Source organism: Nocardioides sp. Z30_9 (assembly GCF_058215735.1).
Map to the genome: position 1 here is coordinate 451,589 of NZ_JBZAJF010000002.1, position 26,246 is coordinate 477,834.

Annotated in this window: 18 protein-coding genes; 11 read left to right on the forward strand and 7 right to left on the reverse strand. The window is 71.4% G+C overall.

The genetic code is table 11. The features are described from left to right. Nucleotides 1-186: 186 nt before the first annotated feature. Nucleotides 187-525, reverse strand: a complete 339-nt coding sequence (locus AC4BGB_RS12865; protein WP_490547274.1) for a TfoX/Sxy family protein — start codon at nt 523-525, stop codon at nt 187-189. Nucleotides 526-682: 157 nt separating this feature from the next. Between AC4BGB_RS12865 and AC4BGB_RS12870 the strand changes: the two genes are divergently transcribed. Continuing rightward, complete coding sequence (locus AC4BGB_RS12870; protein ID WP_490547275.1) at nt 683-853, forward strand: hypothetical protein; 171 nt, start codon at nt 683-685, stop codon at nt 851-853. 33 nt (nt 854-886) lie between these two features. Here AC4BGB_RS12870 and gad read toward each other — a convergent pair whose 3' ends face one another. Beyond that, the gene (gad, locus tag AC4BGB_RS12875; RefSeq protein ID WP_490547276.1) at nt 887-2,260 is read right to left on the reverse strand and encodes a glutamate decarboxylase; all 1,374 of its coding nucleotides are present in this window, start codon (nt 2,258-2,260) and stop codon (nt 887-889) included. A 208-nt stretch (nt 2,261-2,468) separates the two neighbouring features. Here gad and AC4BGB_RS12880 point away from each other — a divergent pair, with 208 nt between their 5' ends. From AC4BGB_RS12880 to betC, 6 genes are all read left to right on the forward strand, one after another. After that, on the forward strand, nt 2,469-2,852 hold the full coding sequence (locus AC4BGB_RS12880) for a VOC family protein (RefSeq protein WP_490547277.1): 384 nt from the start codon (nt 2,469-2,471) through the stop codon (nt 2,850-2,852). After that, on the forward strand, nt 2,849-3,034 hold the full coding sequence (locus AC4BGB_RS12885) for a hypothetical protein (protein ID WP_490547278.1): 186 nt from the start codon (nt 2,849-2,851) through the stop codon (nt 3,032-3,034). The genes AC4BGB_RS12880 and AC4BGB_RS12885 overlap by 4 nt, the downstream gene beginning before the upstream one ends. Before the next feature lie 70 nt (nt 3,035-3,104). Then, nucleotides 3,105-6,365 carry an exodeoxyribonuclease V subunit gamma gene (recC, locus tag AC4BGB_RS12890; RefSeq protein WP_490547279.1) on the forward strand — a complete coding sequence of 1,087 codons (3,261 nt, stop codon included), beginning with the start codon at nt 3,105-3,107 and terminating at the stop codon, nt 6,363-6,365. Further along, nucleotides 6,365-9,727, forward strand: coding sequence for a UvrD-helicase domain-containing protein (locus AC4BGB_RS12895; RefSeq protein WP_490547280.1), 3,363 nt, complete (start codon nt 6,365-6,367; stop codon nt 9,725-9,727). The genes recC and AC4BGB_RS12895 overlap by 1 nt, the downstream gene beginning before the upstream one ends. After that, on the forward strand, nt 9,724-11,502 hold the full coding sequence (recD, locus tag AC4BGB_RS12900) for an exodeoxyribonuclease V subunit alpha (RefSeq protein ID WP_490547281.1): 1,779 nt from the start codon (nt 9,724-9,726) through the stop codon (nt 11,500-11,502). The genes AC4BGB_RS12895 and recD overlap by 4 nt, the downstream gene beginning before the upstream one ends. Nucleotides 11,503-11,551: 49 nt before the next feature. Then, complete coding sequence (gene betC, locus AC4BGB_RS12905) at nt 11,552-13,111, forward strand: choline-sulfatase (RefSeq protein WP_490547282.1); 1,560 nt, start codon at nt 11,552-11,554, stop codon at nt 13,109-13,111. 18 nt (nt 13,112-13,129) lie between these two features. Here the strand turns inward: betC and eat are convergent, their stop codons facing one another. Beyond that, nucleotides 13,130-14,581 (reverse strand): ethanolamine permease, encoded by a 1,452-nt coding sequence (gene eat / locus AC4BGB_RS12910; protein ID WP_490547283.1) that lies wholly within the window; start codon nt 14,579-14,581, stop codon nt 13,130-13,132. A gap of 116 nt (nt 14,582-14,697) precedes the next feature. Here eat and AC4BGB_RS12915 point away from each other — a divergent pair, with 116 nt between their 5' ends. The 3 genes from AC4BGB_RS12915 (at nt 14,698) to AC4BGB_RS12925 (ending at nt 17,358) form a co-directional block, all read left to right on the forward strand. Continuing rightward, on the forward strand, nt 14,698-15,717 hold the full coding sequence (locus tag AC4BGB_RS12915) for a CE1758 family FMN-dependent luciferase-like monooxygenase (protein ID WP_490547284.1): 1,020 nt from the start codon (nt 14,698-14,700) through the stop codon (nt 15,715-15,717). Continuing rightward, nucleotides 15,714-16,391, forward strand: a complete 678-nt coding sequence (locus AC4BGB_RS12920) for a CE1759 family FMN reductase (protein WP_490547285.1) — start codon at nt 15,714-15,716, stop codon at nt 16,389-16,391. Before AC4BGB_RS12915 ends, AC4BGB_RS12920 begins: the two co-directional genes overlap by 4 nt. A 139-nt stretch (nt 16,392-16,530) precedes the next feature. Further along, nucleotides 16,531-17,358 carry a formate/nitrite transporter family protein gene (locus AC4BGB_RS12925; protein ID WP_490547286.1) on the forward strand — a complete coding sequence of 276 codons (828 nt, stop codon included), beginning with the start codon at nt 16,531-16,533 and terminating at the stop codon, nt 17,356-17,358. Nucleotides 17,359-17,478: 120 nt separating this feature from the next. Here the strand turns inward: AC4BGB_RS12925 and AC4BGB_RS12930 are convergent, their stop codons facing one another. From AC4BGB_RS12930 to glgX, 4 genes are all read right to left on the reverse strand, one after another. Further along, nucleotides 17,479-18,432 (reverse strand): M15 family metallopeptidase, encoded by a 954-nt coding sequence (locus AC4BGB_RS12930; protein ID WP_490547287.1) that lies wholly within the window; start codon nt 18,430-18,432, stop codon nt 17,479-17,481. Between the two features lie 110 nt (nt 18,433-18,542). Further along, complete coding sequence (gene treZ / locus AC4BGB_RS12935; RefSeq protein WP_490547288.1) at nt 18,543-20,303, reverse strand: malto-oligosyltrehalose trehalohydrolase; 1,761 nt, start codon at nt 20,301-20,303, stop codon at nt 18,543-18,545. Beyond that, the gene (treY, locus tag AC4BGB_RS12940; protein ID WP_490547289.1) at nt 20,303-22,747 is read right to left on the reverse strand and encodes a malto-oligosyltrehalose synthase; all 2,445 of its coding nucleotides are present in this window, start codon (nt 22,745-22,747) and stop codon (nt 20,303-20,305) included. Before treY ends, treZ begins: the two co-directional genes overlap by 1 nt. Continuing rightward, the gene (glgX, locus tag AC4BGB_RS12945; protein ID WP_490547290.1) at nt 22,744-24,939 is read right to left on the reverse strand and encodes a glycogen debranching protein GlgX; all 2,196 of its coding nucleotides are present in this window, start codon (nt 24,937-24,939) and stop codon (nt 22,744-22,746) included. Before glgX ends, treY begins: the two co-directional genes overlap by 4 nt. Nucleotides 24,940-25,069: 130 nt before the next feature. Here glgX and AC4BGB_RS12950 point away from each other — a divergent pair, with 130 nt between their 5' ends. Continuing rightward, nucleotides 25,070-26,215 (forward strand): acyl-CoA dehydrogenase family protein, encoded by a 1,146-nt coding sequence (locus AC4BGB_RS12950; RefSeq protein ID WP_490547291.1) that lies wholly within the window; start codon nt 25,070-25,072, stop codon nt 26,213-26,215. The last annotated feature ends 31 nt before the right edge of the window (nt 26,216-26,246 follow it).

A 26,246-nucleotide genomic window follows, 5' to 3' on the forward strand; every position in this document is an offset into this window, starting at 1 on the left:
TCCCATCCCGCCTGTGAGGATCACCGCATGGATGCAGACGTCGTCGTCGTCGGGTGCCGGGTGCCGGGTGCACCGGGGGAACCGGGTGATCCCGATCGTTCCGCAGGTCTGAGGTCCGGTTTCGCCTGCGAAACGACCGGGACTACCCGTTCGCTCAGGTCGGCTCCGTCGAAACCGCCCGCACACTCAGCTCTTCGCAGGCTTGGCCTTCGCTCGCGCCACCGCGGGGCCGACCCAGGCGTTGAGGGACTCGGGGTCGGGGAGGTCGTCGGCGGCGACGAGCACGACGCCGCCCATGGTCCGCTCGCCCATCGTGGCCGGGCGGGCGCCGTTCGCGAGCGCGTCCGCGACACCGTCCGTGCCGACGTGCACCATCAGGTCACCCTCGCCGGCACCGACGGCCATGTGGGTGTTCACGGTCCAGCAGAGACCGCCGAACATCTTGATCTCGCGGTAGCCGTCCGGCCCGGCAGCCTCGTCGACCGCTGCACGGATCCGCTCGGCCAGGCCCTCGTCGTACGCCATGGCTGGTCTCCAGTCGCTCGCGGCCAGCGTAGCCGCGCCCGGCCCCGGCGGGCGGGCCGGAGACTGGTCGGGCTCGTACCCGTGCAGGTGCTGGGTCGTTGCCCACGCATGAGCCTGCACCGTCGTACCGTCCCCGGCGCCGCGCCCGCAGGTGTTCGTGCCCTGTCACCACGACAACTGGGCCTCGCCGATCACGGCCAACGCCGCCACCTACGAGCGACCGCTACAGCGAGCCCTCGACCGGCTGGGCACGGCAAGGCCCCGACTGGTGATGCTGCACGATCCGGACGACTACGTCCGACCCGACCGCCTCACCTTCCGGCTCTGAGTCGAGCCCCGCGCGAGCTCGCGAATCTGCCGATCAGTGGTGGAACATGTGCGACGCCTGCTCACGCGGCAGCGGTCCCGGCAGGCTGTCGAGGTAGCTCACGCTGCTGCGCACGCTGTCGAGCAGCCGGTTCGCGAGGTCCATGGACAACCCGTTGCGGACCACGACACGTTGCACGATGCGCTCCTCGAGATCGGCCGGCAGCGGATAGGCCGGCACCAGCCACCCTCGCTGGCGCAGCTGGTCGGAGAGGTCGTAGAGGTCCCAGTTGGAGGTGTAGTCCTTCTTGATCTCCCAGGCGAAGACAGGGATGTCCGAGGCGTCGTTCCACAGCGTGAACGGCCCCATCTTCTCGATCTCCTTCGCCAGGTGCTGGGCGACGTTGAGGCTCTCCTGCTGCACCCCGGTGTAGCCCTTCCGGCCCAGTCGCATGAACATGTAGTACTGCAGCAGCACCTGGGCGCCGGGTCGGGAGAAGTTCAGCGCGAAGGTGGGCATCTTGCCGCCCAGGTAGGAGACGTAGAAGATCAGCTCCTCGGGCAGGAACTCCTTGTTCTTCCACACCACCCAGCCGATCCCGGGGTAGACCAGTCCGTACTTGTGGCCGCTGACGCTGATCGAGTGCACCCGGTCCTGGCGGAAGTCCCACTTCAGGTCGGGCTGGACGAACGGCGTGATGAATCCGCCGGAGGCCGCGTCGATGTGGATCGGGATGTCGAGACCCGTGTCCTTCTGGATCTGGTCCAGGGCGTCGCTGATCTTGCCGACCTCCTCGTACATCCCCGTGTAGGTCACGCCCATGATCGGGACCACGCCGATGGTGTTCTCGTCGACGTACTTGTCCAGCTCGAACCCGTCCATGACCTTGTGCTCGTCGCTGATCGGGACCGTCCGGGTCTCCACGTCGAAGTAGTTGCAGAACTTCAGCCAGCACACCTGCACCGCGGAGCTCATCACCAGGTTGGGTCGCTCGGTGGACTTCCCCTCGGCGCGCCGGGCCTGCTGCCAGCGCCGCTTTAGGGCTAGACCACCCAGCATGCAGGCCTCCGAGGACCCGATAGTGGACGTCCCGATGGACTGCGCCGGGTCGGGTGAGTTCCACACCTCCGCGAGGATCCGCCAGCAGCGCTCCTCGATCGCCGCGGTCTGCGGGTACTCGTCCTTGTCGATCATGTTCTTGTCGAAGGTCTCGGCATAGAGCTTCGAGGCCATCGGATCCATCCAGGTGCCGACGAACGTGGCCAGGTTGAGCCGGGCGTTCCCGTCGAGCATGGCCTCGTCATGCACGAACTGGTACGCCGTCTCCGGCAGCATGGGTTCCTCCGGCATGGAGAACTGAGGAACGTCCTGGGACTCTCCGGGGCGGGTGAACAAGGGGTTCAAATTAAGTCGCTCGGCGTCGCTCACGTCGGCGGTCCTTCCAGGTCCAGCCATTGCGCAGCCCGAGGGAGTGCGTCGACGGACAGACGGACTCGACGCAACGACGACGATCAGGAGCACTCCACCGTCAACTGTGACACCGGTCACCACGCCGGCCTGGCCGGAGATCTCCCACGCGGGACGTGCGCGGCAGTGCCGGGAGATCCGTCTTGAGTGCCCCGTCTATCATCCCGGCATGAGTGGAAGAGTCGTGCACTTCGAGATCCCCTTCGACGACGCCGAGCGAGCACACAAGTTCTACTCCGAGGCCTTCGGGTGGTCGATCGAGGAGATCCCCGGGCTGCACTACTCGATCGTGCAGACCGGGCCCACCGGTGACGGCGGGTTCCCGACCAAGGCCGGCTACATCGGCGGCGGGATGCTCAAGCGGGAGAGCCCGGCGGACCGCCCGGTGATCACCATCGACGTCGAGGACATCGACGCGGCGCTCAAGCAGATCGAGGCGCTGGGCGGGATGACCGTGCTCGGGCGCCAGGACGTCGGCGACATGGGCTGGGCGGCGTACTTCAAGGACGTCGAGGGCAACCTGATGGGGCTGTGGCAGGCCCGCGGCGAGTGAGGCTCGCCCAGCTGCCCTGGCCGCAGATCCTGCTGCTGATCAGTGCCTGCCTCAGCGCTGCCGCCGGCGTGGTCCTGGTCGCGGGCGGGGAGTCCGCCGGGTACATCGTGGTCGCGGGCAGCGTGGTGCTCGCGGGTTTCGTGGTGGTCGAGCTCACCCGCGGGGCCGGTCGCCGAGAGTGAGCGACCGGACTGTCGGACCCCTGCGTTAGGTTGACCGGGTTCTGACAGCTTGGCGGGGGAGGCACGTGCGGTGAGCCTGATCGTCCACCGTGCTGCCCGGGCCGACCAGCTCGTCGAGGGCCTCGCCGGGCTCCTCCAGGACCCGTTGCCCGACCCGTTCGCCCAGGAGCTCGTCCTGGTCCCGGCCAAGGGGATCGAGCGCTGGCTCAGCCAGCGGCTCTCCCACCGGCTCGGCGGCGGCCCGGGCCGCGACGACGGCGTCTGCGCGGGCGTGCAGTTCCGCTCCCCGGGCAACCTGATGGCCCAGGTCCTCGGCACCACCGACCGCGACGTGTGGGCCCCCGACCAGCTGGTGTGGCCGCTGCTGCGGGTGATCGACGCGGTCGCCGCCGAGCCGTGGGCGAGGGTGCTCAGCGAGCACCTCGGCCACGGGATCGAGGACGAGGAGGAGTGCCGGCTGCGCCGAGGACGGCGGTACGCCGTGGCCCGTCGCCTTGCCGGGCTGTTCGCCGGATACGCCCTCCAGCGCCCCCAGCTGCTCATCGACTGGGAGAGCGGCGGGTCCGGCGACGGCACCGGCGGAGCGCTCGAGCACGACCTGGAGTGGCAGCCGCCGCTGTGGCGGGCGCTGCTCCAGGAGGTCGGCGAACCCAGCCCCGTCGTCAGGCACGCCCGTGCCGTGGAGGCCCTGCGGGCCGGGACCCTGGAGCTGCCGCTGCCCGAGCGGCTGTCGCTGTTCGGGCACACCTGGCTCAGCGTGACCGAGGCCGAGACGCTCAGCGCGCTCGGTGCCCACCGCGACGTCCACCTCTGGATGCCGCACCCCTCCGAGGCGCTGTGGCAGTCGCTGAAGGACGCCACCCCGACGCCGCGGCGCAGCGACGACCACTCCCACCTCGGGATCGAGCACCCGCTGCTGGCCGCGATGGGTCGCGACGTGCGCGAGACCGAGGCGGTGCTGCTGGGAGCCGGCGCCGTCGACGGCGGGGCGCTGCCCGCCCCCGAGCTGCCGACCACGGTGCTGGGCCACCTCCAGGCCGACCTCGCCGCCAACCGGGCACCGCGCCCCAGCGGCGTCGAGGACGACACCGTCCAGGTGCACGCCTGCCACGGGCCCTCGCGGCAGGTGGAGGTGCTCCGCGAGGTGATCCTCGGCCTGCTCGCCGACCACCCCGACCTCGAGCCCCGCGACATCCTCGTGATGTGCCCCGACATCGAGACTTACGCCCCGCTGATCACCGGGGCCTTCGGGCTCGGTGAGGCCGTCGCCGGCAGCCACCCCGGCCACCGGCTGCGGGTGATGCTCGCCGACCGGTCACCGACCCAGACCAACCCGCTGCTCGGGGTGCTCGCCAAGCTGCTCGACCTCGCCGACGGCCGTGCGGAGGCCAGCCGGGTGCTGGACCTGCTCGCCTCGGACGCCGTGCGCCGCCGGTTCGGGTTCAGCGAGGACAACCTGGAGACGATCACCCGGTGGATCACCCGGGCCGGAGTCCGTTGGGCCTGGGACCAGACCGGACGGGAGCGGTTCGGGCTCGCGGCCTTCCAGCAGAACACCTGGCGCTTCGGCCTCGACCGGGTCCTGGCCGGGGTCGCCCTCTCCGACGACTCCCACCTGTGGCTCGGCCCGACCCTGCCCCTCGATGACGTCTCCACCACCGACATCGCCCTGGCCGGGCGTCTGGCCGAGGCCGTGGACCGGTTGCAGGCGCTCACCGCCGAGCTCTCCGGGACCCACCCCGTCGACCACTGGCTCCAGGTGCTCCGCGACGGCGTCGAGCAGCTGGCTGACGTCCCCCGGGGCGAGGAGTGGCAGGTTGCCCAGCTCCACCGCGAGCTGGCCGCGCTCACCGGCTCCGCCCAGGGACCCACGCCGCTCGAGCTGCGGCTGCCCGATATCCGGGTGATGCTCGACTCCAAGCTGGCCGGGCGACCCACCCGCGCCAACTTCCGCACCGGCACCCTGACCGTCTGCACGATGACCCCGATGCGCTCGGTGCCGCACCGGGTGGTGTGCCTGCTCGGCGTCGACGACGGGGTGTTCCCCCGCGGCGGCTCCGTCGACGGCGACGACGTGCTCGCCCGCGCCCCGATGGTCGGCGAGCGCGACGTCCGCAGCCAGGACCGCCAGCTGTTCCTCGACGCGGTCCTCGCCGCGCGCGAGCACCTCGTCGTCACCTACACCGGGTTCCACGAGGCGACCGGCCAGCGCCGGCCCCCCGCGGTCCCCGTGCGCGAGTTCCTCGACGTGGTCGCCGAGACGACCACGGCCGTGGTCGAGCACGAGCACCGCTCCCAGGCGTTCCACCCCGACTACCTCGCCGCCCCGACACCGTTCTCCTTCGACCCCGACGCCGCCTCGGCGGCCCGTGCCGCGGCCGGGACCCGGGTGCGGCCGCAGCCGCTGCACGAGCTCGACCTCGGACCCGCCCCCGCCAGCGACACCATCGAGCTCAGCGACCTGATCGACACGGTGACCAGCCCGGTGCGCGCGTTCCTGCGCCGACGCCTCGAGCTGGACCTGCCGCGCGAGCAGGACGAGGTCGCCGACTCGATGCCGGTGTCCCTGGACGGGCTGGAGACCTGGCAGGTCGGCGACCGGATCCTGCAGGAGTTCCTCCGCGGCCGCGCCCTCGACGACGCCCTCCAGATGGAGTGGCGGCGCGGCACGATGCCCCCGGGCCGGTTCGGCTGGGAGCAGACCAAGACCGTCGCGCGGGCTGCCGGCCCGCTCGCGGAGATGTTCGAGACCTCCACCCAGGGCGCGCCGGCCCGGGTCCGCGAGATCAGCGTCGACCTCGGCGACGGCCGACGGCTGATCGGCGGCGTGCCAGGCCTCTACGACACCCGGCTGGTCCGGGTCGGCTACTCCCGGCTCAGGGCCAAGCAGCGCCTCGAGGCCTGGGTGTCCCTGGTCGCGCTCGCCGCGGCGGGGCCGGGCCCGTGGGTCTCGCGCGCCATCGGCCGGGCGGCCAAGGGCGACGCCCCGTCCCGCGCGACGTACTCCGCCCCGGCGGACCCGCACGCCGTGCTGCGCGAGCTCGTCGCGATCCACGACCAGGCGCTGACCCGGGTGCTGCCGCTGATGCCGGACACCGGTCGCCTGTGCGCGCAGACCAACAGCTCCTCGCGTCCGGGCTGGATGGTCGAGCGCGATCTGCAGGACTCCTGGCGCCAGGAGAACCGCGCCGTGGAGCTCCAGGTCGCCTGGGGCCGCCGCCCCAGCTGGCAGGACCTCACCGCCGCCCCCGCCGAGGGGTCCTGGCCGCACCTGTTCGGCGAGCTCTCCGAGCGACTGTGGCGCCCCGCGCTCACGGCGGAGGTGGAGTGATGGACACCTTCGACCTGCGGGCGGCGCTGCCCGCGCGCGGCGTCACCGTCCTGGAGGCGAGCGCCGGGACGGGCAAGACGTACGCCGTCGCCGCACTCGCCGCTCGCTTCGTCGCCGAAGGCGTGGCACCGCTGGACCGATTGCTGGTGATCACGTTCAGCCGGGCCGCCACCCAGGAGCTGCGCGACCGGGTCCGGGCGCTCCTGGTGGAGGCCGCGGAGGCGCTGCGCACCGGCAACCCCGGCCCGCACCCGACCCTCTACGAGGCGCTCACCACCCTCGACGGAGCGCCGGTCGACGACTCCGAGCGGGCCACCCGGCGGCAGCGGCTGCTCGACGCCGTCGCCAACTACGACGCCGCGACGATCGCCACCACCCACGAGTTCTGCCACGCGGTGCTGCGCTCGCTGGGCGTGGCCGGCAACTCCGACCCCGCGGAGCGGCTCCAGGACGACATCTCCGCGCTGGCCGGCGAGGTCATCGACGACCGCTACCTCGCGTCGTACGCCGACGTGCCGACCGCCGTCGTGGAGTTCAAGGAGGCCCGCCGGGCCGCGACCGCCGCCCTGGACAACCCGCACGCCCAGCTGCGCCCGGTCGGCGAGCCGGCCGACTCGCCCGCCGGGGCGCTGGCCGGGTTCGCGGCCGGCGTACGCACCGAGGTCGAGGTGCGCAAGCGCCGCACGGGCGTGTTCACCTTCGACGACGTGCTCTCCCGGCTGGCCACCGCCGTGGACCCGGACCGGTCGTCGGGTGGCCGCTCGTTCGCCGCCGAGCGGATGCGCGCGCGGTGGGACGTGGTGCTCGTCGACGAGTTCCAGGACACCGACCCGGTGCAGTGGGACGTGCTGCGCGGCGCCTTCGCCGAGCACGCCCGGCTGGTGCTGATCGGCGACCCCAAGCAGGCGATCTACGCCTTCCGCGGCGGCGACATCCCCACCTACCTGCGTGCGGTCGACGGCGCCACCATGAAGACCCTCGGCGAGAACTGGCGCAGCGACCCCGCGCTGGTCGACGCCCTGCAGGTGCTCACCCGCGGTGCCCGGCTCGGCGACGAGCGGATCACGGTGCACCCCGTCGCCGCCCGGCGGGACAAGACCTCGCTCACCGGCGGCGGCGAGCGGCAGGCCGGCGGCGTACGCCTGCGACAGGTGCGCCGCGACGGCTTCCGGGTGAACAAGTCCGGTGGCATCGGGATCGGCGTGCTGCGCGACCACATCGCCGCCGACCTCGCGGGCGACATCGCCGCGACCCTCGACTCCGGGGGGGTCTACGAGGCCCCCGACGGACCGCGTCCCCTCTCCGCGGGCGACATCGCCGTGCTGCTGCACTCGGTCAAGGAGGAGGCGCCCCGCATCCAGGCCCAGCTGGCCGCCCGCGGGATCCCCTCGGTGATCAACGCCGCGGAGAGCGTGATGCTCAGTCAGGGCGCGCGGGAGTGGGAGCGTCTGCTGGAGGCGATGGAGAAGCCGCAGCTGTCCGGTCGCGTCCGTGCAGCGGCGCTGACCTCGTTCTTCCCGACCACCCCGGCCGAGCTCGACGCCGGCGGCGACGAGCTCACCGACTCGCTGGCCGAGCGCGTCCGCAGCTGGCTCGACCTGTTCCGCTCGCGCGGGGTGGCCGCGGTGATCGGCGCCGCCCAGGCCGCCGGGATGGCGGCCCGGGTGCTGTCCCAGCCCGGGGGCGAGCGGTTGCTCACCGACCTCCACCACGTCGGCCAGCTGCTCCACCAGGCGGCCCAGCGCGAGCGCCTGGGACTGACCGGTCTGCTGGCCTGGCTCCGCGAGGCCGTCGAGGAGGGCAACCGCAACGACTCCCGGCGTCGCCGCCTCGACGTGGACGCCCAGGCCGTGCAGTTCGTGACCATCCACGGGTCCAAGGGTTTGGAGTACCCCGTGGTCTACCTGCCCCAGCTCTTCGACCGCGCGGTCAAGGACTGGCCGACCATCCACGCCTACCACGAGGGCGACCAGCGCTGCCTCGACGTCGCGGACTCCCCGGCGGCCAAGCGGCAGGCCCGCCGCGAGGAGGCCGAGGAGGAGCTCCGGCTCGCCTACGTCGCGATGACCCGGGCCAAGGCCCAGGTGGTGATGTGGTGGGCGCCGACGTACAACGGTCCCAACGCCGCGCTCACCCGGCTGCTGTTCGGCCGCCAGCCGGACACCCCCGAGGTGGAGACCCGCGCCGCCTTCGGCGAGACCGACGAGGAGGTCGACGGCGTACTGCGGCGCTGGGCCGACGCGGGCGCGTTCCGGCTCGAGACCACCCAGGTCGTGGACGCCCACGTCGACCCGCCCCCGCCGCCCCCGTCGCTGAGCGCCCGGCGCTTCGACCGCGGCATCGACACCGAATGGCGCCGGACCTCCTACAGCGGACTGATCCGGGTGGAGGAGCAGGTCGTCGGTGGTGCCGTCCAGGGGGCCACGAGCGAGCCCGAGCAGGCCGGCAAGGACGACGAGGACGACCTGGACACCACGACGGACGCCGAGCCCGACGCAGGCGTGGCCGACGACCTCGCCGACCTCGCCTCCCCGATGAACGGGCTGGTGGCCGGCGCGACGTTCGGGTCGCTGGTGCACGCCGTGCTCGAGCACGCCGACCCGCAGGCCGACGACCTCCGCGCCGAGCTGCTCGCCCGGGTCGAGGAGGAACGGCGCTGGTGGTCGGTGCCCGGCACGTCGGAGGAGCTGGCCGACGCGCTGCTGCCGATGCAGCACAGCCCGCTGGGACCGCTCGCCGACAACCGCACCCTGGCCGACCTGCCGCTGAGCGACCGGCTGCGCGAGCTCGACTTCGAGATCCCGCTCGCCGGCGGCGACCTCGGTGCTGGCGAGGGCCGGCTGCTCGGCGAGATGGCCGACGTCCTCGAGCAGCACCTGCCGGCCGAGGACCCGATGCGCGCCTACGCCGAGCGGCTGCGCAGCCCCTCCCTGGGCGGGCAGGCGCTCCGCGGCTACCTGAGCGGCTCCATCGACGTGGTGCTGCGCGTGGGCGAGCCCGGCCGGCCGCGCTACGTCGTCGTGGACTACAAGACCAACACGCTGGGGGAGCCGGGCCGCCCGCTGACCGCGCTCGACTACACCCCCGCCCTGGTCACCGAGGCGATGCTGCACTCCCACTACCCGCTGCAGGCGATGCTCTACTCGGTGGTGCTGCACCGCTACCTGCGCTGGCGCCAGCCGGGCTACGACCCCGAGGTGCACCTCGGCGGAGTGCTCTACCTCTACGTCCGCGGCATGGTCGGCGAGCAGACCCCGGTCGTCGACGGGCACCCGTGCGGCGTGTTCGCCTGGCAGCCCCCCACCGCGCTGGTGCTCGCGCTTTCCGCTCTGCTCGACGGCCGGACCGGGGAGGCGTCGTGATCGAGGACCCGACCAGCCGCCACCTCGCGCTGCGCGCCGAGCCCGAGCTCGCCGAGCTCAACCGGGCCGGTGTGCTCGACGCGGCCGACATCCACGTGGCCACCCGCGTTGCGGCGCTGACGGACGAGACCTCCCCGGACGTCCGGCTGGCTGTGGCGCTGGTGGTCCGGGCCGCCCGGCGTGGGGCCGTGTGCGTCGACCTGCTCGACCTGCCCTCGCCGGCGGAGCTGGCCGAGGACCCCGAGCTGATGCTCACCTGGCCCGACCAGGAGCCGTGGCTGGAGGCCGTACGCCGCAGCACGCTGACCGCCCGCGGGGTGCTCCGGCTCGAAGGACCGCTGCTCTACCTCGACCGCCACTGGCGCGAGGAGAAGCAGGTCTGCGACGACCTCCTCGCCCGGATGGCGCTGCGTCCTCCCGAGATCGAGGAGCTCCCGCTGCGCGATGCGCTGACGCGGATGTTCCCGCCCGGGTGGGAGGAGCAACGCGACGCCACCGAACGGGCGACCCGGCAGTGGACCACCGTGCTCACCGGCGGCCCGGGCACCGGCAAGACCGCCTCGGTCGCCCGGCTGCTGGCCGTGCTCAGCGAGCAGCACGAGGCCTCGGTGGGACGGCCCCCGCGGATCGCCCTCGCCGCCCCGACCGGCAAGGCCGCCGCCCGGCTCCAGGAGTCGGTCGCCCGCGAGCGGGAGAGCGGGCAGATGCCGCCCGAGGATGCCGCCCGGCTCCTCGGCATCGGCGCCAGCACCGTGCACCGGCTGCTGGGCTGGCGCCCCGACAACAGCACCCGGTTCCGGCACCACCGGGCCAACCCGCTGCCCTACGACGTCGTGGTCGTCGACGAGGTCTCGATGGTCTCGCTGACCCAGATGGCCCGGCTGCTGGAGGCGGTGCGGCCCACCACCCGGCTGGTGCTGGTGGGCGATCCCGACCAGCTGGCCTCGGTCGAGGCAGGGGCCGTTCTCGCCGACCTCGTCGCCGGTTTCGGCGAGCGCACCGACTCACCCGTCGTACGCCTGCAGACCACGCACCGCACGGCCAAGGACGACGGCGGCCGGGCCCTGGACGCGCTGGCCCGGGCGATGAGGGAGAGCGATGTCGAGGAGACCCTGGCCCTGCTCCGCTCGGGCCAGGAGTCGGTGCGGCTGGTCGCTCCCGAGGACCAGGTGGCGGCGGGCGTGCGGGCCGGCGTGGTGGAGCGGGCGGTCGCGATCGCCGACCGGGCCCAGGAGTCGCACACCGAGGAGGCGATGGAGCTCCTGGAGGAGCACCGGCTGCTCTGCGCCCACCGTGAGGGCACCTACGGCGTCTCCGGCTGGAACCGGCAGGTCGTCCACCACCTCGCGGAGAGCGCGGGGGTGGCCCACCTCGACGAGTGGTACGCCGGACGACCGGTCCTGATCACCGCCAACGACCGCGGACTGGGCCTGTCCAACGGCGACCTCGGCGTCACCGTGCGCGCCGAGGACGGCCGGCTGCGGGTGATGGTGCGAGTGGACGGACAGCTGAAGTCGTTCGCCCCGACCAGGCTGACCGGGGTGGAGACGGTCTACGCGATGACCATCCACAAGAGCCAGGGGTCCGAGGCGCGTGCGGTCACCGTGGTGCTGCCGCCGGAGGACTCGCCGCTGCTCACCCGCGAGCTGCTCTACACAGCCGTCACCCGGGCGCGCCAACGCGTCACGATCATCGGCACCGAGGACGCCGTGCGCGCGGCGGTCTCCCGCAAGGTCCAGCGGGCGTCGGGACTCGCACGACGGCTGCAGCCCTGACCCGCGCGGGCTGCGGTCCACATGCTGGTCCCGGGTGCACACTCTCAGGGTGACCGTCGACGACCCCGCTGCTGCGCCTGCAGAACGCCCCAACGTCCTGATCCTGATGTTCGACCAGGTCAATCCGAGCGCGCTGGGCTGCTACGGGAATCCGGTGGTCAAGGCCCCCACGATCGACCGGCTGGCCCGCGAGGGAGTGGTCTTCGACGCGGCGTACTCCAACAGTCCGCTGTGCACCCCGGCGCGCTACTGCATGATGACCGGCCAGCTGCCGTCCGCGACCCGCGGCTACGACAACGCCGCCTACCTGCCGAGCACGGTCCCGACCTTCGCCCACTACGCGCGCTCGGCGGGCTACCGCACCGTGCTCGACGGCAAGATGCACTTCGTCGGGCCCGACCAGCTGCACGGGTTCGAGGAGCGGCGGACCACCGACATCTACCCCGCTGACTTCGGCTGGACCCCCAACTGGCTGCAGCCCGACGAGCGCATCGACTGGTGGTTCCACAACATGGACGCGGTGAAGAAGGCCGGCACCGCGGAGGTCACCAACCAGCTGCTCTTCGACGACGAGGTCGGCCACCAGGGCGTCCGCGCGCTGCACGAGCTGGCCCGCGACTCCGACGAGCGGCCGTGGATGCTGGTGGTCTCCTTCACCCACCCGCACGACCCCTACGTCACCCGCAGCCGGTTCTGGGACCTCTACGACGGCGTCGACATCCCGATGCCGGTCCTCGGCGCCGACGACGTCGCCCTCGACCCGCACACCCAGCGGCTGCGCCAGGTGAGCGCGATGGACGAGGTCCAGATCACCGAGCGCGACGTACGCCGGGCCCGGCGCGCCTACTACGGCAACATCTCCTACCTCGACGAGTGGACCGCCCGGCTGATGGCCACGCTGAAGTCGCTGGGGGTGGCCGACGACACCGTGGTGATCCTGCTGGCCGACCACGGCGACATGCTCGGCGAGCGCGGGCTCTGGTACAAGATGAACTTCTTCGAGGGCTCAGCCCGGGTGCCGCTGATCGTGCACAGTCCGACCCGGTTCGCCCCCCGACGGGTCTCCGCACCGGTCTCGCTCGTCGACGTGCTCCCGACGATCACCGAGCTCGCCGGGGAGGGGGTCCCGGAGAGCGTCGACCCGCTCGCCGGCCGCTCGCTGCTCGACCTGTGCCGTACGCCGGCGGCCGATCCGGTCGAGCGCGAGGTGATCGGGGAGTACATGGGCGAGGGCGCCGTCGCGCCGATCGTGATGATCCGCCGCGGTGACCTGAAGTTCGTGCACTCCCCGGTCGACCCCGACCAGCTCTACGACCTCGCCGAAGACCCGCACGAGCGGGTCAACCTGGCCGAGGACGCCGACTGGTCGGCCAAGGTCAAGGAGATGCGGCTGGAGGTGGAGCGCCGCTGGGACCTCGAGGCGATCACCGCCGACGTGATCGACGACCAGGCGCGGCGACGACTCGTGGGAGCGGCGCTGCGCACCGGCGTGGTCACGCCGTGGGAGTACGAGCCGCCGGCCGAGGGACGCAACCACTACATGCGCAACCACCTCGACCTCAACGAGGTCGAGCGGCTGGCGCGGTTCCCGCTGCCGATCGAGGAGTAGCCCAGGATCAGGCCGGGCCTACTTCAGGCCCGACTCCGCGTCGGTGATCGCCGCGAACTCCTCCTCGGGGGCGCTCGCGACGAGGTGGTGGCGGCTGTAGAACCAGAAGTACGCCAGCGCCGCGACGAACACGGCGGCGGTGATCCCGGCGGCCCGCGGGTCGACCACGAACGTGGCGATCACCGCGACCACGCTGAGCACCAGCGCGACCCCGGTCGTGGCCACCCCGCCCGGCGTTCGGTAGGGACGCTCGAGGTCGGGCTCGCGGCGGCGCAGCATGATGTGGCTCAGGTTGAGCAGCACGTAGGAGACCGTCGCGCCGAAGACCGCGATGTTGATCAGGAGCGCACCCGCGTCGGCGCCCATGTTGGCTTCGAGGACACCGGCGAGGATGAAGCCGATGGTGCCGGGGACCAGCAGCGCCACCCACGGGGTGTTGCGCGAGGAGGTCAGCGAGAGGGCGCGCGGGAGGTAGCCGGCGCGGGAGAGCGCGAACAGCTGCCGCGAGTAGGCGTAGATGATCGAGAAGAAGCTGGCGATCAGGCCCGCCAGACCTGCCCAGTTGACGAAGTCGGCCAGCAGCGAGTCGTCACCGCGAACCGCGCGCAGCGCCTCGGGCAACGGGTTGTCGCTGGCGCGGATGGTCTCCGAACCCGCCGAGCCCGGCAGGATCAACAGGATCAGCGCCGCGAACAGCAGCAGCGTCGCCATCGCCGCGATGATGCCGCGCGGCATGTCGCGGGCGGGGTCGTTGGTCTCCTCGGCCGCGAGTGGGACGCCCTCGACGGCGAGGAAGAACCAGATGCCGTAGACCAGCGCCGCGACCACGCCGGCGAAGCCCATCGGCAGGAAGTCGCTCGCACCCGCCGCGCCCGTGGGGGTGATGTCGAACAGGTTGTCGGTCGAGAACGACGGCAGCAGCCCGACCAGGGCAGCGATCAGCGCCACCACGGCGATCGCGGTGATGGCGAACATCAGCTTCAGCGCCTCGCCGACGCCGTAGAGGTGGATGCCGATGAACACCACGTAGGCGATCGCGAACACCAGCCAGCCGCTGGTCAGGCCGAACAGCCCCAGCGCCTCGACGTACCCGCCGATGAAGACCGCGATCGCCGCGGGCGCCACGGCGTACTCGATCAGCACGGCCATGCCGGTCGCGAACCCGCCCAGTGGTCCCATCGACCTGCGGGCGAAGCCGTAGCCGGCCCCGGCGACCGGGAGCGCCGAGGACATCTCGGCCAGGCCGAACACCATGCAGGTGTACATCAGGCCCATCAGGAGCGTGGCGATCAGCAGGCCGCCCCAGCCGCCCTCGTCGAGGCCGAAGTTCCAGCCCGCGAAGTCTCCGGAGATGACGTAGCTGACGCCGAGACCGGCCAGCAGGATCCAGCCGGCCGCTCCCCTCTTCAGGGTGCGGTGCTCGAGGTAGTCCTTGTCGACGTTCTGGTAGTCCACACGAGATCTGGCCATGGTGTCCGTCCTCGGATGCGTCGGGTGGTTGGAAGTCTGGGGTGGCCCCTGCCCCCCGTCAAGGAATAGGGTGCGTGGCTAAGTAGTTACATCGTCAACTACTTCTTGGAGGAATCATGGAGTTCGGCATCTTCACCGTGGGTGACGTGACGACCGATCCGACGACGGGGCACGCTCCGAGCGAGCACGAGCGGATCAAGGCGACCATCGAGATCGCGCTCAAGGCCGAGGAGGTGGGCCTCGACGTCTTCGCGACCGGGGAGCACCACAACCCGCCGTTCATCCCGAGCGCGCCGACCACCACGCTGGCCTACATCGCGGCGAAGACCAGCCGGATCAAGCTCTCCACCAGCACCACATTGATCACCACCACCGACCCGGTGCGGATCGCCGAGGACTACGCGACGCTGCAGCACCTCTCCGACGGCCGGATGGACCTGATGCTGGGCCGCGGCAACACCGGCCCGGTCTACCCGTGGTTCGGCAAGGACATCCGCGACGGCATCCCGCTGGCCATCGAGAACTACGCGCTGCTGCGCCGGCTCTGGCGCGAGGAGAACGTGGACTGGGAGGGCAAGTTCCGCACGCCGCTCCAGGGGTTCACCTCCACCCCGCGTCCGCTCGACGGCGAGCCGCCGTTCGTGTGGCACGGCTCGATCCGCAGCCCCGAGATCGCCGAGCAGGCGGCCTACTACGGTGACGGGTTCTTCTCCAACCACATCTTCTGGCCGGCCTCGCACACCGCGCGGATGGTCGACTTCTACCGCTCCCGGTTCGAGCACTACGGCCACGGCAAGGCCGAGGACGCGATCGTCGGGCTCGGCGGACAGGTCTACATGGCCCGGACCCACGAGGAGGCCGTGCGGGAGTTCCGCCCCTACTTCGACAACGCCCCGGTCTACGGCCACGGGCCCTCGCTGGAGGAGTTCACCTCCCAGACCCCGCTCACGGTCGGCACGCCGGCCGAGGTGGTGGAACGCACGCTCTCCTTCCGGGAGTACGCCGGCAACTACCAGCGCCAGCTGTTCCTGCTGGACCACGCGGGCCTGCCGCTGAAGACGGTCCTGAACCAGCTCGACCTGCTCGGTGAGGTCGTCGCAGAGCTGCGCAAGCACGACGAGGAGGTCGCGGCATGAGCCTGCGTCTCGCCGGAGGGGCCGATGGCGGGCGGGTCGACGACGTACGCCGGATCGCGGTCGTCACCGCCGGCCTCTCCGAGCCCTCCTCGACCCGACTGCTCGCCGACCTGCTCGGAGCTGCGACCAAGGCCGCGCTCGTCGACGGCGGCCGCCAGGCGGAGGTCGAGGTGATCGAGCTGCGCCCGCTGGCGCACGCGATCACCGACGCCCTGCTCACCGGCTTCCCGGCCGGCGACCTGGAGGCGGCGGTGGCCACGGTCGCCGACGCGGACGCGGTCATCGCGGTCACGCCGGTGTTCAGCGCCTCGTTCTCCGGGCTGTTCAAGACGTTCTTCGACATCCTCGAGCAGGGCACCCTGGACGGGAAGCCGGTCCTCGTCGCCGCCACCGCGGGATCGGCTCGCCACTCGCTCGTCCTCGACCACGCCCTGCGCCCCCTGTTCGGCTACCTGCACGCGGTCGTCGTACCCACCGGCGTCTTCGCCGCCAGCGAGGACTGGGGCATGACGCACGGGGGCACCGGCGGCGCCGACGGTGCCGCTGGGGAGCTCCGCACCCGCATCGACCGCGCCGCCCGCGAGCTCGCCGACCTCGTCGCCGCCCGCCCCGCCCTCCACCGCGTGGACCCCTTCGGGGACGTGCCTGACTTCGCGAGCCTGCTGGGGTCGTGAGGGGCGTCCGGTTTCCCAGGTTATGAACCCGAACTGCCTCTTCACGCACCTCACGCCGTGTGTGAAGAGGCAGTTTGCTGTGTGAGGAGCGGGGCACAGTCCGTCTCGCGCCCGATCCCCTCGACCAGGAGACACCCACATGAGCCAGCCCTCAGGAGACTCGGGAGACGTTGCTCCGCCGAAGGGCGCGAGGGAGGAACCCGAGCTCGAGGAGACCTACGACCGGCTGGTCGAGGAGGGCCACGAGCGGCTGGACCGGCCGCTGCTCCCGCTGCTGAGCACCGGCTTCCTCGGCGGCATCGACGTGGGGATCGGGGTCCTGGCCTATCTCGTGGTCAAGGCCGAGACCGGCAACCCGCTGCTTGCGTCGCTCGCCTTCACCATCGGTTTCGTGGGCCTGCTGCTGTCCAAGAGCGAGCTGTTCACCGAGAACTTCCTGGTGCCGGTCATCTCGGTGGTCGCCAAGGTCGGCACGCTCGCCCAGCTGATCCGCCTGTGGGTGGTCACGCTCGCGGCGAACCTCGTCGGCGGCTTCGTGATGGCCGCGATGATCGTGGTGGCCCTGCCGCAGGTGCAGGAGGTCGCGCTCGAGTCGGGTGCTCACTTCGCCCACCTCGGGGTCTCGTGGAAGTCCTTCTTCCTCGCGGTGCTCGGCGGCCTGGTGATCACGCTGCTCACCCGGATGCAGACGGCGACCGACAGTCTGGGCGTCAAGCTGGTGCCCGCGGTGCTGTTCTCGTTCGTGCTCGTTGCCGGGCAGCTCTTCCACTCGGTGCTCGACTCGATCCTGATGTTCGCTGGCCTGCTCACGGGCAAGGCCGACTACGACTGGCTCGACTGGCTCGGCGCCCTCGGGTGGTCCACGTTCGGCAACCTGATCGGCGGGCTCGTGCTCGTCACCGGGGTCCGGCTGCTCCGGGTGCCGCACCGCGTCGCGGAGAGTCGCGAGGAGGGTCAGACCGGGTGAGCGGTACGCCGTACGCCTGACCTCACACAGGAAACTGCCTCTTCACACACCGCGTGACGTGTGTGAAGAGGCAGTTTGGGTTCATAACCTGGGAAACCGGACCGGGTACGCCGCCCCGCGTCACCGGCCGTTCGCGGAGAAGTGCTGGTAGTCCTTCAGGGAGTTCCAGGCGCCGCCCCACTGCCAGCCGATGTCGGCGAACGCGCGCACGACGGGGTCGCCGGCCGTGACCATGCCGGGGCGGACCCACCCGCGGTCGAGGTAGGACGACGCGAGCTCGGGCAGCACCACGTCGCCCTTCTCGTAGGGGTTCTGGAACGGGTTGAGGTCGATGGCCAGGCCGTAGGCGTGCTGGGAGTACGACGACCCGCCCGTCGTCGGCCGACAGGCGAGAGCGCCGGTGTTGTTGCCGTCGCCGGTCGGCGGGGCGTCCAGCTCGTCGCGGCGGGTGACCCGCAGCTCCTCGATCGGGAACTGCATGGCGTAGAGCCGGCGGAACACCCCGACCAGGTCGGTGGCCGCGGACCGGTTCACCAGCAGCTCGCCGGTGTGCCGGGCGCCGTCGAAGCCGTGGAAGGTGAGCCGGATCCAGGACAGGTCCGAGCGGGCAACGGGGCACCCCGGTTGCCAGGTGGACCGGGCGAGCACAGATCGAGGCGCGGGAGTCGTGATCCGGGAGGCGAACCCGCGACCGGGAAGAGCCGGGAGCTGGTCGGGCAGGGTGAACCGCCGCTGCACTAGCTCGGCTGGGGTACGCCGCACCTCGCCGTACCCGCCCGCGGTGCGGGGCAGCACCCGCTTGCCCAGCCAGGGGGGCGGTGCGCCGCCGAGGACAGGTCGTCCGCTCAGCGCTGGCCCGCTCGGGCTGGGGGTCGGGCTCGGCGTCGCGCTGGGCCGTGTGCTGGGTGGTGCGCTCGGGGCGGGTTGCGTGGCCGTCACCGAGGGCTGGGCGCCGGGCTTCGCCTGGACGGGCTCCTTCTCGCCGGTCGAGCCGCAGGCGACGAGGATCAGGAGCACCGGGGTCAGCGCCGCCGTACGCCGCAGCCGGTGCAGTCTGCCTCGATCACGGTCCATGTGGCTGACTCTAGGAGTCTTCACACAGGAAACTGCCTCTTCACACAGGGCGTGAGGTGTGTGAAGAGGCAGTTCGGGTTCATCACCTGGGAAACCGGACCACCGGACCCTCAGCCCAGCAGGGCCCCGGCGTGCGGCGGCAGGTGCAGCTTGCCGTCGGTGAGGGTGGGGGCGCTCGGCGTGCGGAACACCAGGTCGAGGTCCTCGTCGACTGCCACGGTGGCCGGTTTGTCGCCGAAGTTCACCGCCATCAGGACCCGGGTCTCGCCGGTGCCGCGCTGCATCGTGAACACCCGGGGGTCCTCGTCGACGGTGCAGGACACCGACCCGAAGGCGGGGTCGGTGAGCGCCGGCAGGGAGCGGCGCAGCTCGGCCAGCCGCTGGTAGGCGGCGAGCACGGTGGCGTGGCGGCCGGACGTGAGCTCGTCCCAGTCGAGCTTGGAGCGGTGGAAGGTCTCCGGGTCCTGGGGATCGGGTACGACGGCCGGGTCCCAGCCCATCGCCGCGAACTCCCTGATCCGGCCCTCCGCCGTGGCCTTGCCCAGCTCCGGCTCGGGGTGGGAGGTGAAGAACTGGAACGGCGCCGACGCCGCCCACTCCTCGCCCTGGAACAGCATCGGGGTGAACGGGCCGGCCAGGGTGAGCATCGCGGCGCAGACCAGCTGGTCGTCGTCGAGGTGTTCAGAGAGCCGGTCGCCGACGGCGCGGTTGCCGATCTGGTCGTGGTTCTGGTTGGCCACCACGAGTCGCCAGGTCGGCATCGTCGCGGTGTCGATCGGCGCGCCGTGGTCGCGGCCGCGGAAGCTGGAGAAGGTGCCGTCGTGGAAGAACCCGCGCTCGCACACCTTCGCGAGCGCTTCCAGCGGCTCGAAGTCGGCGTAGTAGCCGCTCGTCTCGCCGGTGAGCGCGACGTGCACCGCGTGGTGGAAGTCGTCGCTCCACTGCGCGTCGATGCCGGTGCCGCCCGCCTCGCGGGGGGTGACCATCCGGGCGTCGTTGAGGTCGGACTCCGCGATCAGCGTCAACGGTCGGCGCAAATGCGCGGAAAGTGCGGCCACCTCGACCGCCATCTCCTCGAGCAGGTGCACCTCGGAGTCGTCGGAGAGCGCGTGCACCGCGTCGAGGCGCAGGCCGTCGACGTGGAAGTCGGTGAACCACATCGCGATGCTGTCGAGGATGTAGCGGCGTACCTCCGCGGACCCCTCGCCGTCGAGGTTGACCAGCGATCCCCAGGTGTTCGCGCCCTCGGTCTTCAGGTAGGGCCCGAACATCGGCAGGTAGTTGCCCGACGGGCCGAGGTGGTTGTGCACCACGTCCTGGACCACGCCGAGGCCGGCGGCGTGGGCGGCGTCGACGAAGCGCTGGTACGCCGCCGGCCCGCCGTAGCTCTCGTCGACCGCGGACCACAGCACTCCGTCGTAGCCCCAGTTGTGGGTGCCGTTGAACGCGTTCACCGGGAGCAGCTCGACCAGGTCGACGCCGAGCGCGACCAGGTGGTCCAGCCGCTCGATCGCCGCGTCGAGGGTGCCCTCGGGCGTGAACGTGCCCAGGTGCAGCTCGTAGATCACCGAGCCGGCCAGCTGGCGCCCGGTCCACGCGGTGTCGGCCCATGCGTGGGCGCCGGCGTCGAAGGTCCGCGACCGGTCGTGCACCCCGTTGGGCTGGCGCCGTGCGCGGGGGTCGGGCAGCGGCGTCTCGTTGTCGTCGACCAGGTAGCCGTAGTCGACCTCTGTCAATCCGGGGCCCGACGGCACCGGCCCGGCCGGGGTCCACCAGTCGTCGTCGCCACGGGTCATCTCCACCACGTCGTCGCCGACGCTGAGCCGGAGTCGCTGGGGTCGGGGGGCCCACACGTCGAAGCGTCCGCGCATCAGTCCTCCTTCACCAGCAGGGCCACCGGCAGCTCGGCCAGCAGGTCGGCCACACGTACCTCGCCGGCGACCGGCGCCAGGTCGGCACCGAGCAGGTTGGTCCAGTCGCCCGCGGGCAGCGGGATCGTGGTGTCGCCCCAGCCACCGAGCTCGGCCAGCCCGACCGGCAGCCGGGTGACCACGGTGACCGCTCCGCCGCGGTCGAAGGCCAGCACGTGCTCGGACGCGGAGCCACTCGCCACGAGTGGGTCGTAGCCGGTGAACAGCTCCGGCTGGTCGCGGCGCAGCTGCAGCGCCTCGTGGGTGACCAGCAGCTTGGCCAGCCCCTCGTCGTCGACGGTCATCGGCCGGCTCACGGCCAGCTCGCCCGCCTCGAGGCCACCGAGCAGGTCGGCGCGCTGGTCGAAGTCCACCGGCCGCCGGTTGTCCGGGTCGACCAGGCTCTGCTCCCACAGCTCGCTGCCCTGGTAGACGTCGCACACCCCCGGGGCGGTGATCGCCACCAGCTTGGCGGCGAGCGCGTTGCTCCACCCTGCGGCCGCGACCCGGTCCGCCAGCTGGGTGAGCACGGCGTTGGTCCGGGTGTCGTCGAGGACCGCGTCCACCGCGGCGTGCACGGCTTCCTCGTACGCCGCGTCGGGCTCGGTCCACGTGGTGTTGTCGCCGGCCTCGCGCATCGCCTTCTCGGCGTACCCGTGCAGCCGCTCGCGCAGGTCCGCCGGCAGCTCGCCGTCCACGGAGGCGGGCCAGGCGCCGAGCACGGCCTGCCACAGGAGTGCGGCGAAGCCGGCGTCGGGCAGCGGGACCAGGGCGAGGAGGGCGTCGAGTGCGTCGGCCCACGCGTCTGGGAGCTCCGCTAGAGCGGTGATCCGGGCGCGGACGTCCTCGCCGCGCTTGGTGTCGTGGGTGGACAGCGTGATCATCGCGTGCGGCCACTCGCGCTGCCGGGTCGCCATCGCGTCGTGGAACTGTTCGGGGGTCACCGAGAAGACGCTCGGGTCGGCGCCGACCTCGTTGAGCGAGGTCAGCCGCGAGCTGCGGTAGAACGCGCAGTCCTCGACTCCCTTGGCCATCACCATCCCGCTGGTCTGCTGGAACCGGCGCGCGGCGGGTGCCTCCGGGTCGCCGAGGACCGGGGCGAGCTCGTCGAGGGTGGCGGCCAGGTCGGGCCGGGTACGCCGCGCCGCGCTCAGCGCCTCCTCGAGGTGCTCGCGCCCCTCGGGCAGGTAGGAGCGGTAGACCCCGAAGCACGCCAGCAGCTCGGCCACGGCGTCCTCGAGCGAGGACACGTCGGCGGTCAGCGCCGGCAGCTCGCGGACGATGCGGCGGGTCTCCGAGCGCAGGATGCCGTCGGCGACCTCGCGCTTGCGGTCGTGGACCATCTGCTGCCAGTCCAGGGGGGCGCCGCGCAGCCGGGTCTCCAGGGCGTCCAGCGGCTTCTCGCCGGAGGGGTCGGTGAGCACCCGGTCGAGCAGGGCGAGCACGTCGTACCCGGTGGTGCCGTCGGTCGCCCACGAGGTGGGCAGCTCCTCGCCGGGCTCCAGGATCTTCTCGACCAGCACGTAGGCGCCGCCGGTGAGCTCGGCGAGGTCGTCGAGGTAGGCCTTGGGGTCGCGCAGCCCATCGGGGTGGTCCACCCGGAGGCCGTCGACGAGGCCCTCGGTGAACCAGCGGCGGATCTCGGCGTGGGTGGCGTCGAAGACGGCACGGTCCTCGACGCGTACGCCGGCCAGGGTGTTCACCGCGAAGAAGCGGCGGTAGTTCAGCTCCGCGTCCGCACGGCGCCAGCCCACCAGCTCGTAGTGCTGCCGGTCGTGGACCGTGTTGGCGTCGGCCCCGTCGTCGGCCCAGTCATCGGCAGAGCCGGGAGCCAGGGGATAGCGGTTGTCGTGGTAGCGCAGCTCGGGCTCCTCGCCCGAGGTGTCCACGGTCAGGTTCTCGATGCGCCCGTCGGGGCCGAGGTCGTCGTCGCCGACCACCGGCACGCGCAGCCGCCCGCCGCCGAAGTCCCAGTCGATGTCGAACGCGTCCGCGTGCGGGGACTCGCGGCCCAGCCGCAGCACGTCCCACCACCAGGCGTTCTCGGCCGGGGTCGCCACCCCGACGTGGTTGGGGACGATGTCGACGAGCACCCCGAGGCCGAGGCGGCGGGCCTCGGCGGAGAGCGCGGCCAGCCCGGCCGCACCCCCGCGGGACTCGTCGATCCCCTCGAAGCCGACCACGTCGTACCCGTGGTTGCTGCCGGGCTCCGCGGAGAGCAGCGGCGAGAGGTAGACCCAGTCCGCGCCGAGGTCACGCAGGTAGGCCAGTCGCCGGGTTGCCTCGAAGAGGTCGAAGTCGGCGCTGATCTGCAGGCGGTAGGTGCTGGCGGGGACCCGCTTCCCCTTCGGTGACGGGCCGGGTGGACCGGGGCTGTCCTGCGGCGGGGGTACTGGGTGACTCACTGCGATCCTCCGTTGTAGCCGGCGAGCGAGGCCGCGACCGAGTGGTCGACGTCCTGTTCGGGCTCGCGGTGCTCGCGGAGCACGACCGTCGACCGGTGCTGCAGCACCAGGCGCTCGCCGGGGGCGTAGGACCGATCGTCGTCGGCCACGCCACCGGTGTCGATGATGACGTCCCAGCCGGCGGAGTACTCCTGCGGCGGAAGGGTCACCTCGATCTGGTCACCGACGTTGAAGTACAGCAGGAAGTGGTCGTCGACGATCCGGTTGCCGCGGGCGTCGCGCCCGGCGATGCCGTGGCCGTTGAGGTACATCCCCAGTGTCCGGCCGCCACCGTCGTCGTAGGGGCCGTCCCAGTCGCCGTTCTCCATCGCGCGGCCCTCGGGGTGCAGCCAGACGATGTCGTCGAGGCGTTCGCCGCTGCGCACCGCCGTACCGGTGAAGAACTGCTTGCGCCGGAAGGTGGGGTGCTCCTTGCGCAGCCCCATCAGGGCGGCCGTGAACTCGATCAGCGGCCGGTCGGCCTGCTCCCAGTGCACCCAGGAGATCTCGGAGTCCTGGGCGTAGGTGTTGTTGTTGCCGTCCTGGGTGCGGCCCATCTCGTCGCCGTGCAGCAGCATCGGCACGCCCTGGCTGAGCAGCAGTGTCGCCAGCAGGTTGCGCTGCTCGCGGGCTCGCAACGCCTGGATCTCGGGGTCGTCGGTGGGTCCCTCCGCGCCGTGGTTCCAGGAGCGGTTGTGGCTCTCGCCGTCGTTGTTGTCCTCCCCGTTGGCCTCGTTGTGCTTCTCGTTGTAGGAGACGAGGTCGCGCAGGGTGAAGCCGTCGTGGGCGGTGACGAAGTTGATGCTGGCGAACGGGCGCCGCCCGGAGTTCTCGTAGAAGTCCGAGGACCCGGCCAGTCGCGAGGCGAAGGCGCCCAGCGACGGCTCGCCGCGCCAGAAGTCGCGGACCACGTCGCGGTAGTCGCCGTTCCACTCGGTCCACTGCGGCGGGAAGTTGCCGACCTGGTAGCCGCCCGGGCCGACGTCCCACGGCTCCGCGATCAGCTTGACCTGGCTCACGACCGGGTCCTGCTGGACGAGCTCGAAGAACGTCGCCAGCCGGTCCACCTCGTAGAACTCGCGCGCCAGCGTGGAGGCGAGGTCGAAGCGGAACCCGTCGACGTGCATCTCGGTGACCCAGTAGCGCAGCGAGTCCATGATCAGCTGCAGGGAGTGCGGGTGGCGGACGTTGAGGGAGTTCCCGGTGCCCGTGTAGTCCATGTAGTACTGCGGGTCGTCCTCGACGAGGCGGTAGTAGGCCTGGTTGTCGATCCCCTTGAAGCTCAGCGTCGGACCGAGGTGGTTGCCTTCGGCCGTGTGGTTGTAGACCACGTCGAGGATGACCTCGATGCCGGCGGCGTGCATCGCCTTGACCATCGACTTGAACTCCTGGACCTGCAGGCCGAGCTGGTTGGGCTCGCTGGCGCTGCTGGCGTACGCCGCGTGCGGGGCCAGGAACGCCAGGGTGTTGTAGCCCCAGTAGTTGCGCAGGCCCTTCTCGAGCAGGGTGTTGTCCTGGACGAACTGGTGCACCGGCATCAGCTCGATCGCGGTCACCCCGAGCTTGGTCAGGTGCTCGGTGACCGCGGGATGGGCCAGTCCGGCGTACGTCCCCCGGAGCTCCTCGGGCACGTCGGGGTGCAGCTGGGTCAGGCCCTTGACGTGGGCCTCGTAGATGATCGTCTCGTTGTAGGGGATGTCCAGCGTGCGGTCACCCTCCCAGTCGAAGAACGGGTTGATCACCACGCCGTGGGTCATGTGCGCCGCGGAGTCCGCGTCGTTGCGCGAGTCCGGGTCGCCGAACTCGTAGCCGAACAGGGACTGGTCCCAGTCGATCTCGCCGGCGGTCGCCTTGGCGTAGGGGTCCAGCAGCAGCTTGTTGGGGTTGCACCGCAGCCCGTTGGCCGGGTCCCAGGGCCCGTGCACGCGGTAGCCGTAGCGCTGCCCGGGCTGGACGCTGGGCAGGTAGCAGTGCCACACGTAGGCGTCGATCTCGGTGAGCTCGACGCGTGTCTCCTGCATCCCCCCGCGGGGACCCACCTCGAACAGGCACAGCTCGACGCGCTCGGCGACCTCGCTGAACAGGGCGAAGTTGGTCCCGCTGCCGTCGAACGTGGCGCCGAGCGGGTAAGCCTTGCCGGGCCAGATCTCCACGGCGGTTCTCCTTGCGATGGTGAGTTGTTGGAACGATCAAACTACGGGGATATCCATACCCCGCGCGCGGCAGTCCACGCCTGCAGGCGGGGTGTACTCAGCAGTAATGTCCGTCACTAGGATGGGCGGCATGAAGCGCACGCTCTTTGACGACGACCACGACGCCTTCCGTTCCTCCGTCCGCGGGTTCCTCGACCGCGAGGTCACCCCGCAGTGGGAGAAGTACATCGAGAACAAGCAGTTCCCGCGAGAGATGTGGCAGGCCTTCGGCGAGCAGGGCCTCCTCGGCCTCGAGATCCCGGAGGAGTACGGCGGCTCCGCGGCCGGCGACTTCCGCTACAACGCCGTGCTCGCCGAGGAGCTCGCCCGGATCTCGATGGCGCTGGGCTCCTGCCACGGCATCCACGCCGACATCGTCGCGCCGTACCTCGTCGAGCTGACCACCGAGGAGCAGCGCGAGCGCTGGCTGCCCCGCTTCGTCACCGGCGACCTGCTCACCGCGATCGCGATGACCGAGCCCTCCGGCGGCTCCGACCTCGCCGCGCTGAAGACCACCGCGGTCCGCGACGGCGACGACTGGATCCTGAACGGCTCCAAGACGTTCATCACCAACGGCTACTCCGCCGACCTCGTCATCGTGGCCGCGCGCACCTCCCCGGAGAAGAAGGCCAAGGGCATCTCGCTGTTCGCGGTCGAGACCGGCATGGAGGGCTTCAGCCGCGGCCGCAAGCTGGACAAGGTCGGCCAGGACGAGTCCGACACCGCCGAGCTGTTCTTCGAGGACGTCCGGGTGCCGGGCAACAACCTGATCGGCGAGCTCGATCGCGGCTTCATCCACATGATGAACTGGCTGCCGCAGGAGCGGCTCTCCAACGCCGTGGGCAACCTCGCCCAGGCCGCGCAGATCCTTGACGAGACGCTGGTCTACATCAAGGAGCGCAAGGCCTTCGGCCAGCCGATCGGGTCGTTCCAGCACAACAAGTTCCTCGCCGCCGAGCTGGTCACCAAGATCGAGGTCACCCAGGCGTTCGTGGACCAGGCGGTGCTCGCGCACACCCAGGGCAAGCTCACCTCGGTCGACGCCGCGAAGGTGAAGTGGTGGGCCGCGGACATCCAGAACGACGTCCTCGACCACTGCGTCCAGCTCTACGGCGGCTACGGCTACATGAACGAGTACCGCGTCGGCCGCGCCTGGCGCGACGCCCGCGTCTCGAAGATCTGGGCCGGCTCCAACGAGATCATGAAGGAGCTCATCGGGCGCGAGCTCGGCCTCTAGCCACGCTGACCGGGCAGTTCCGTCACGCCGT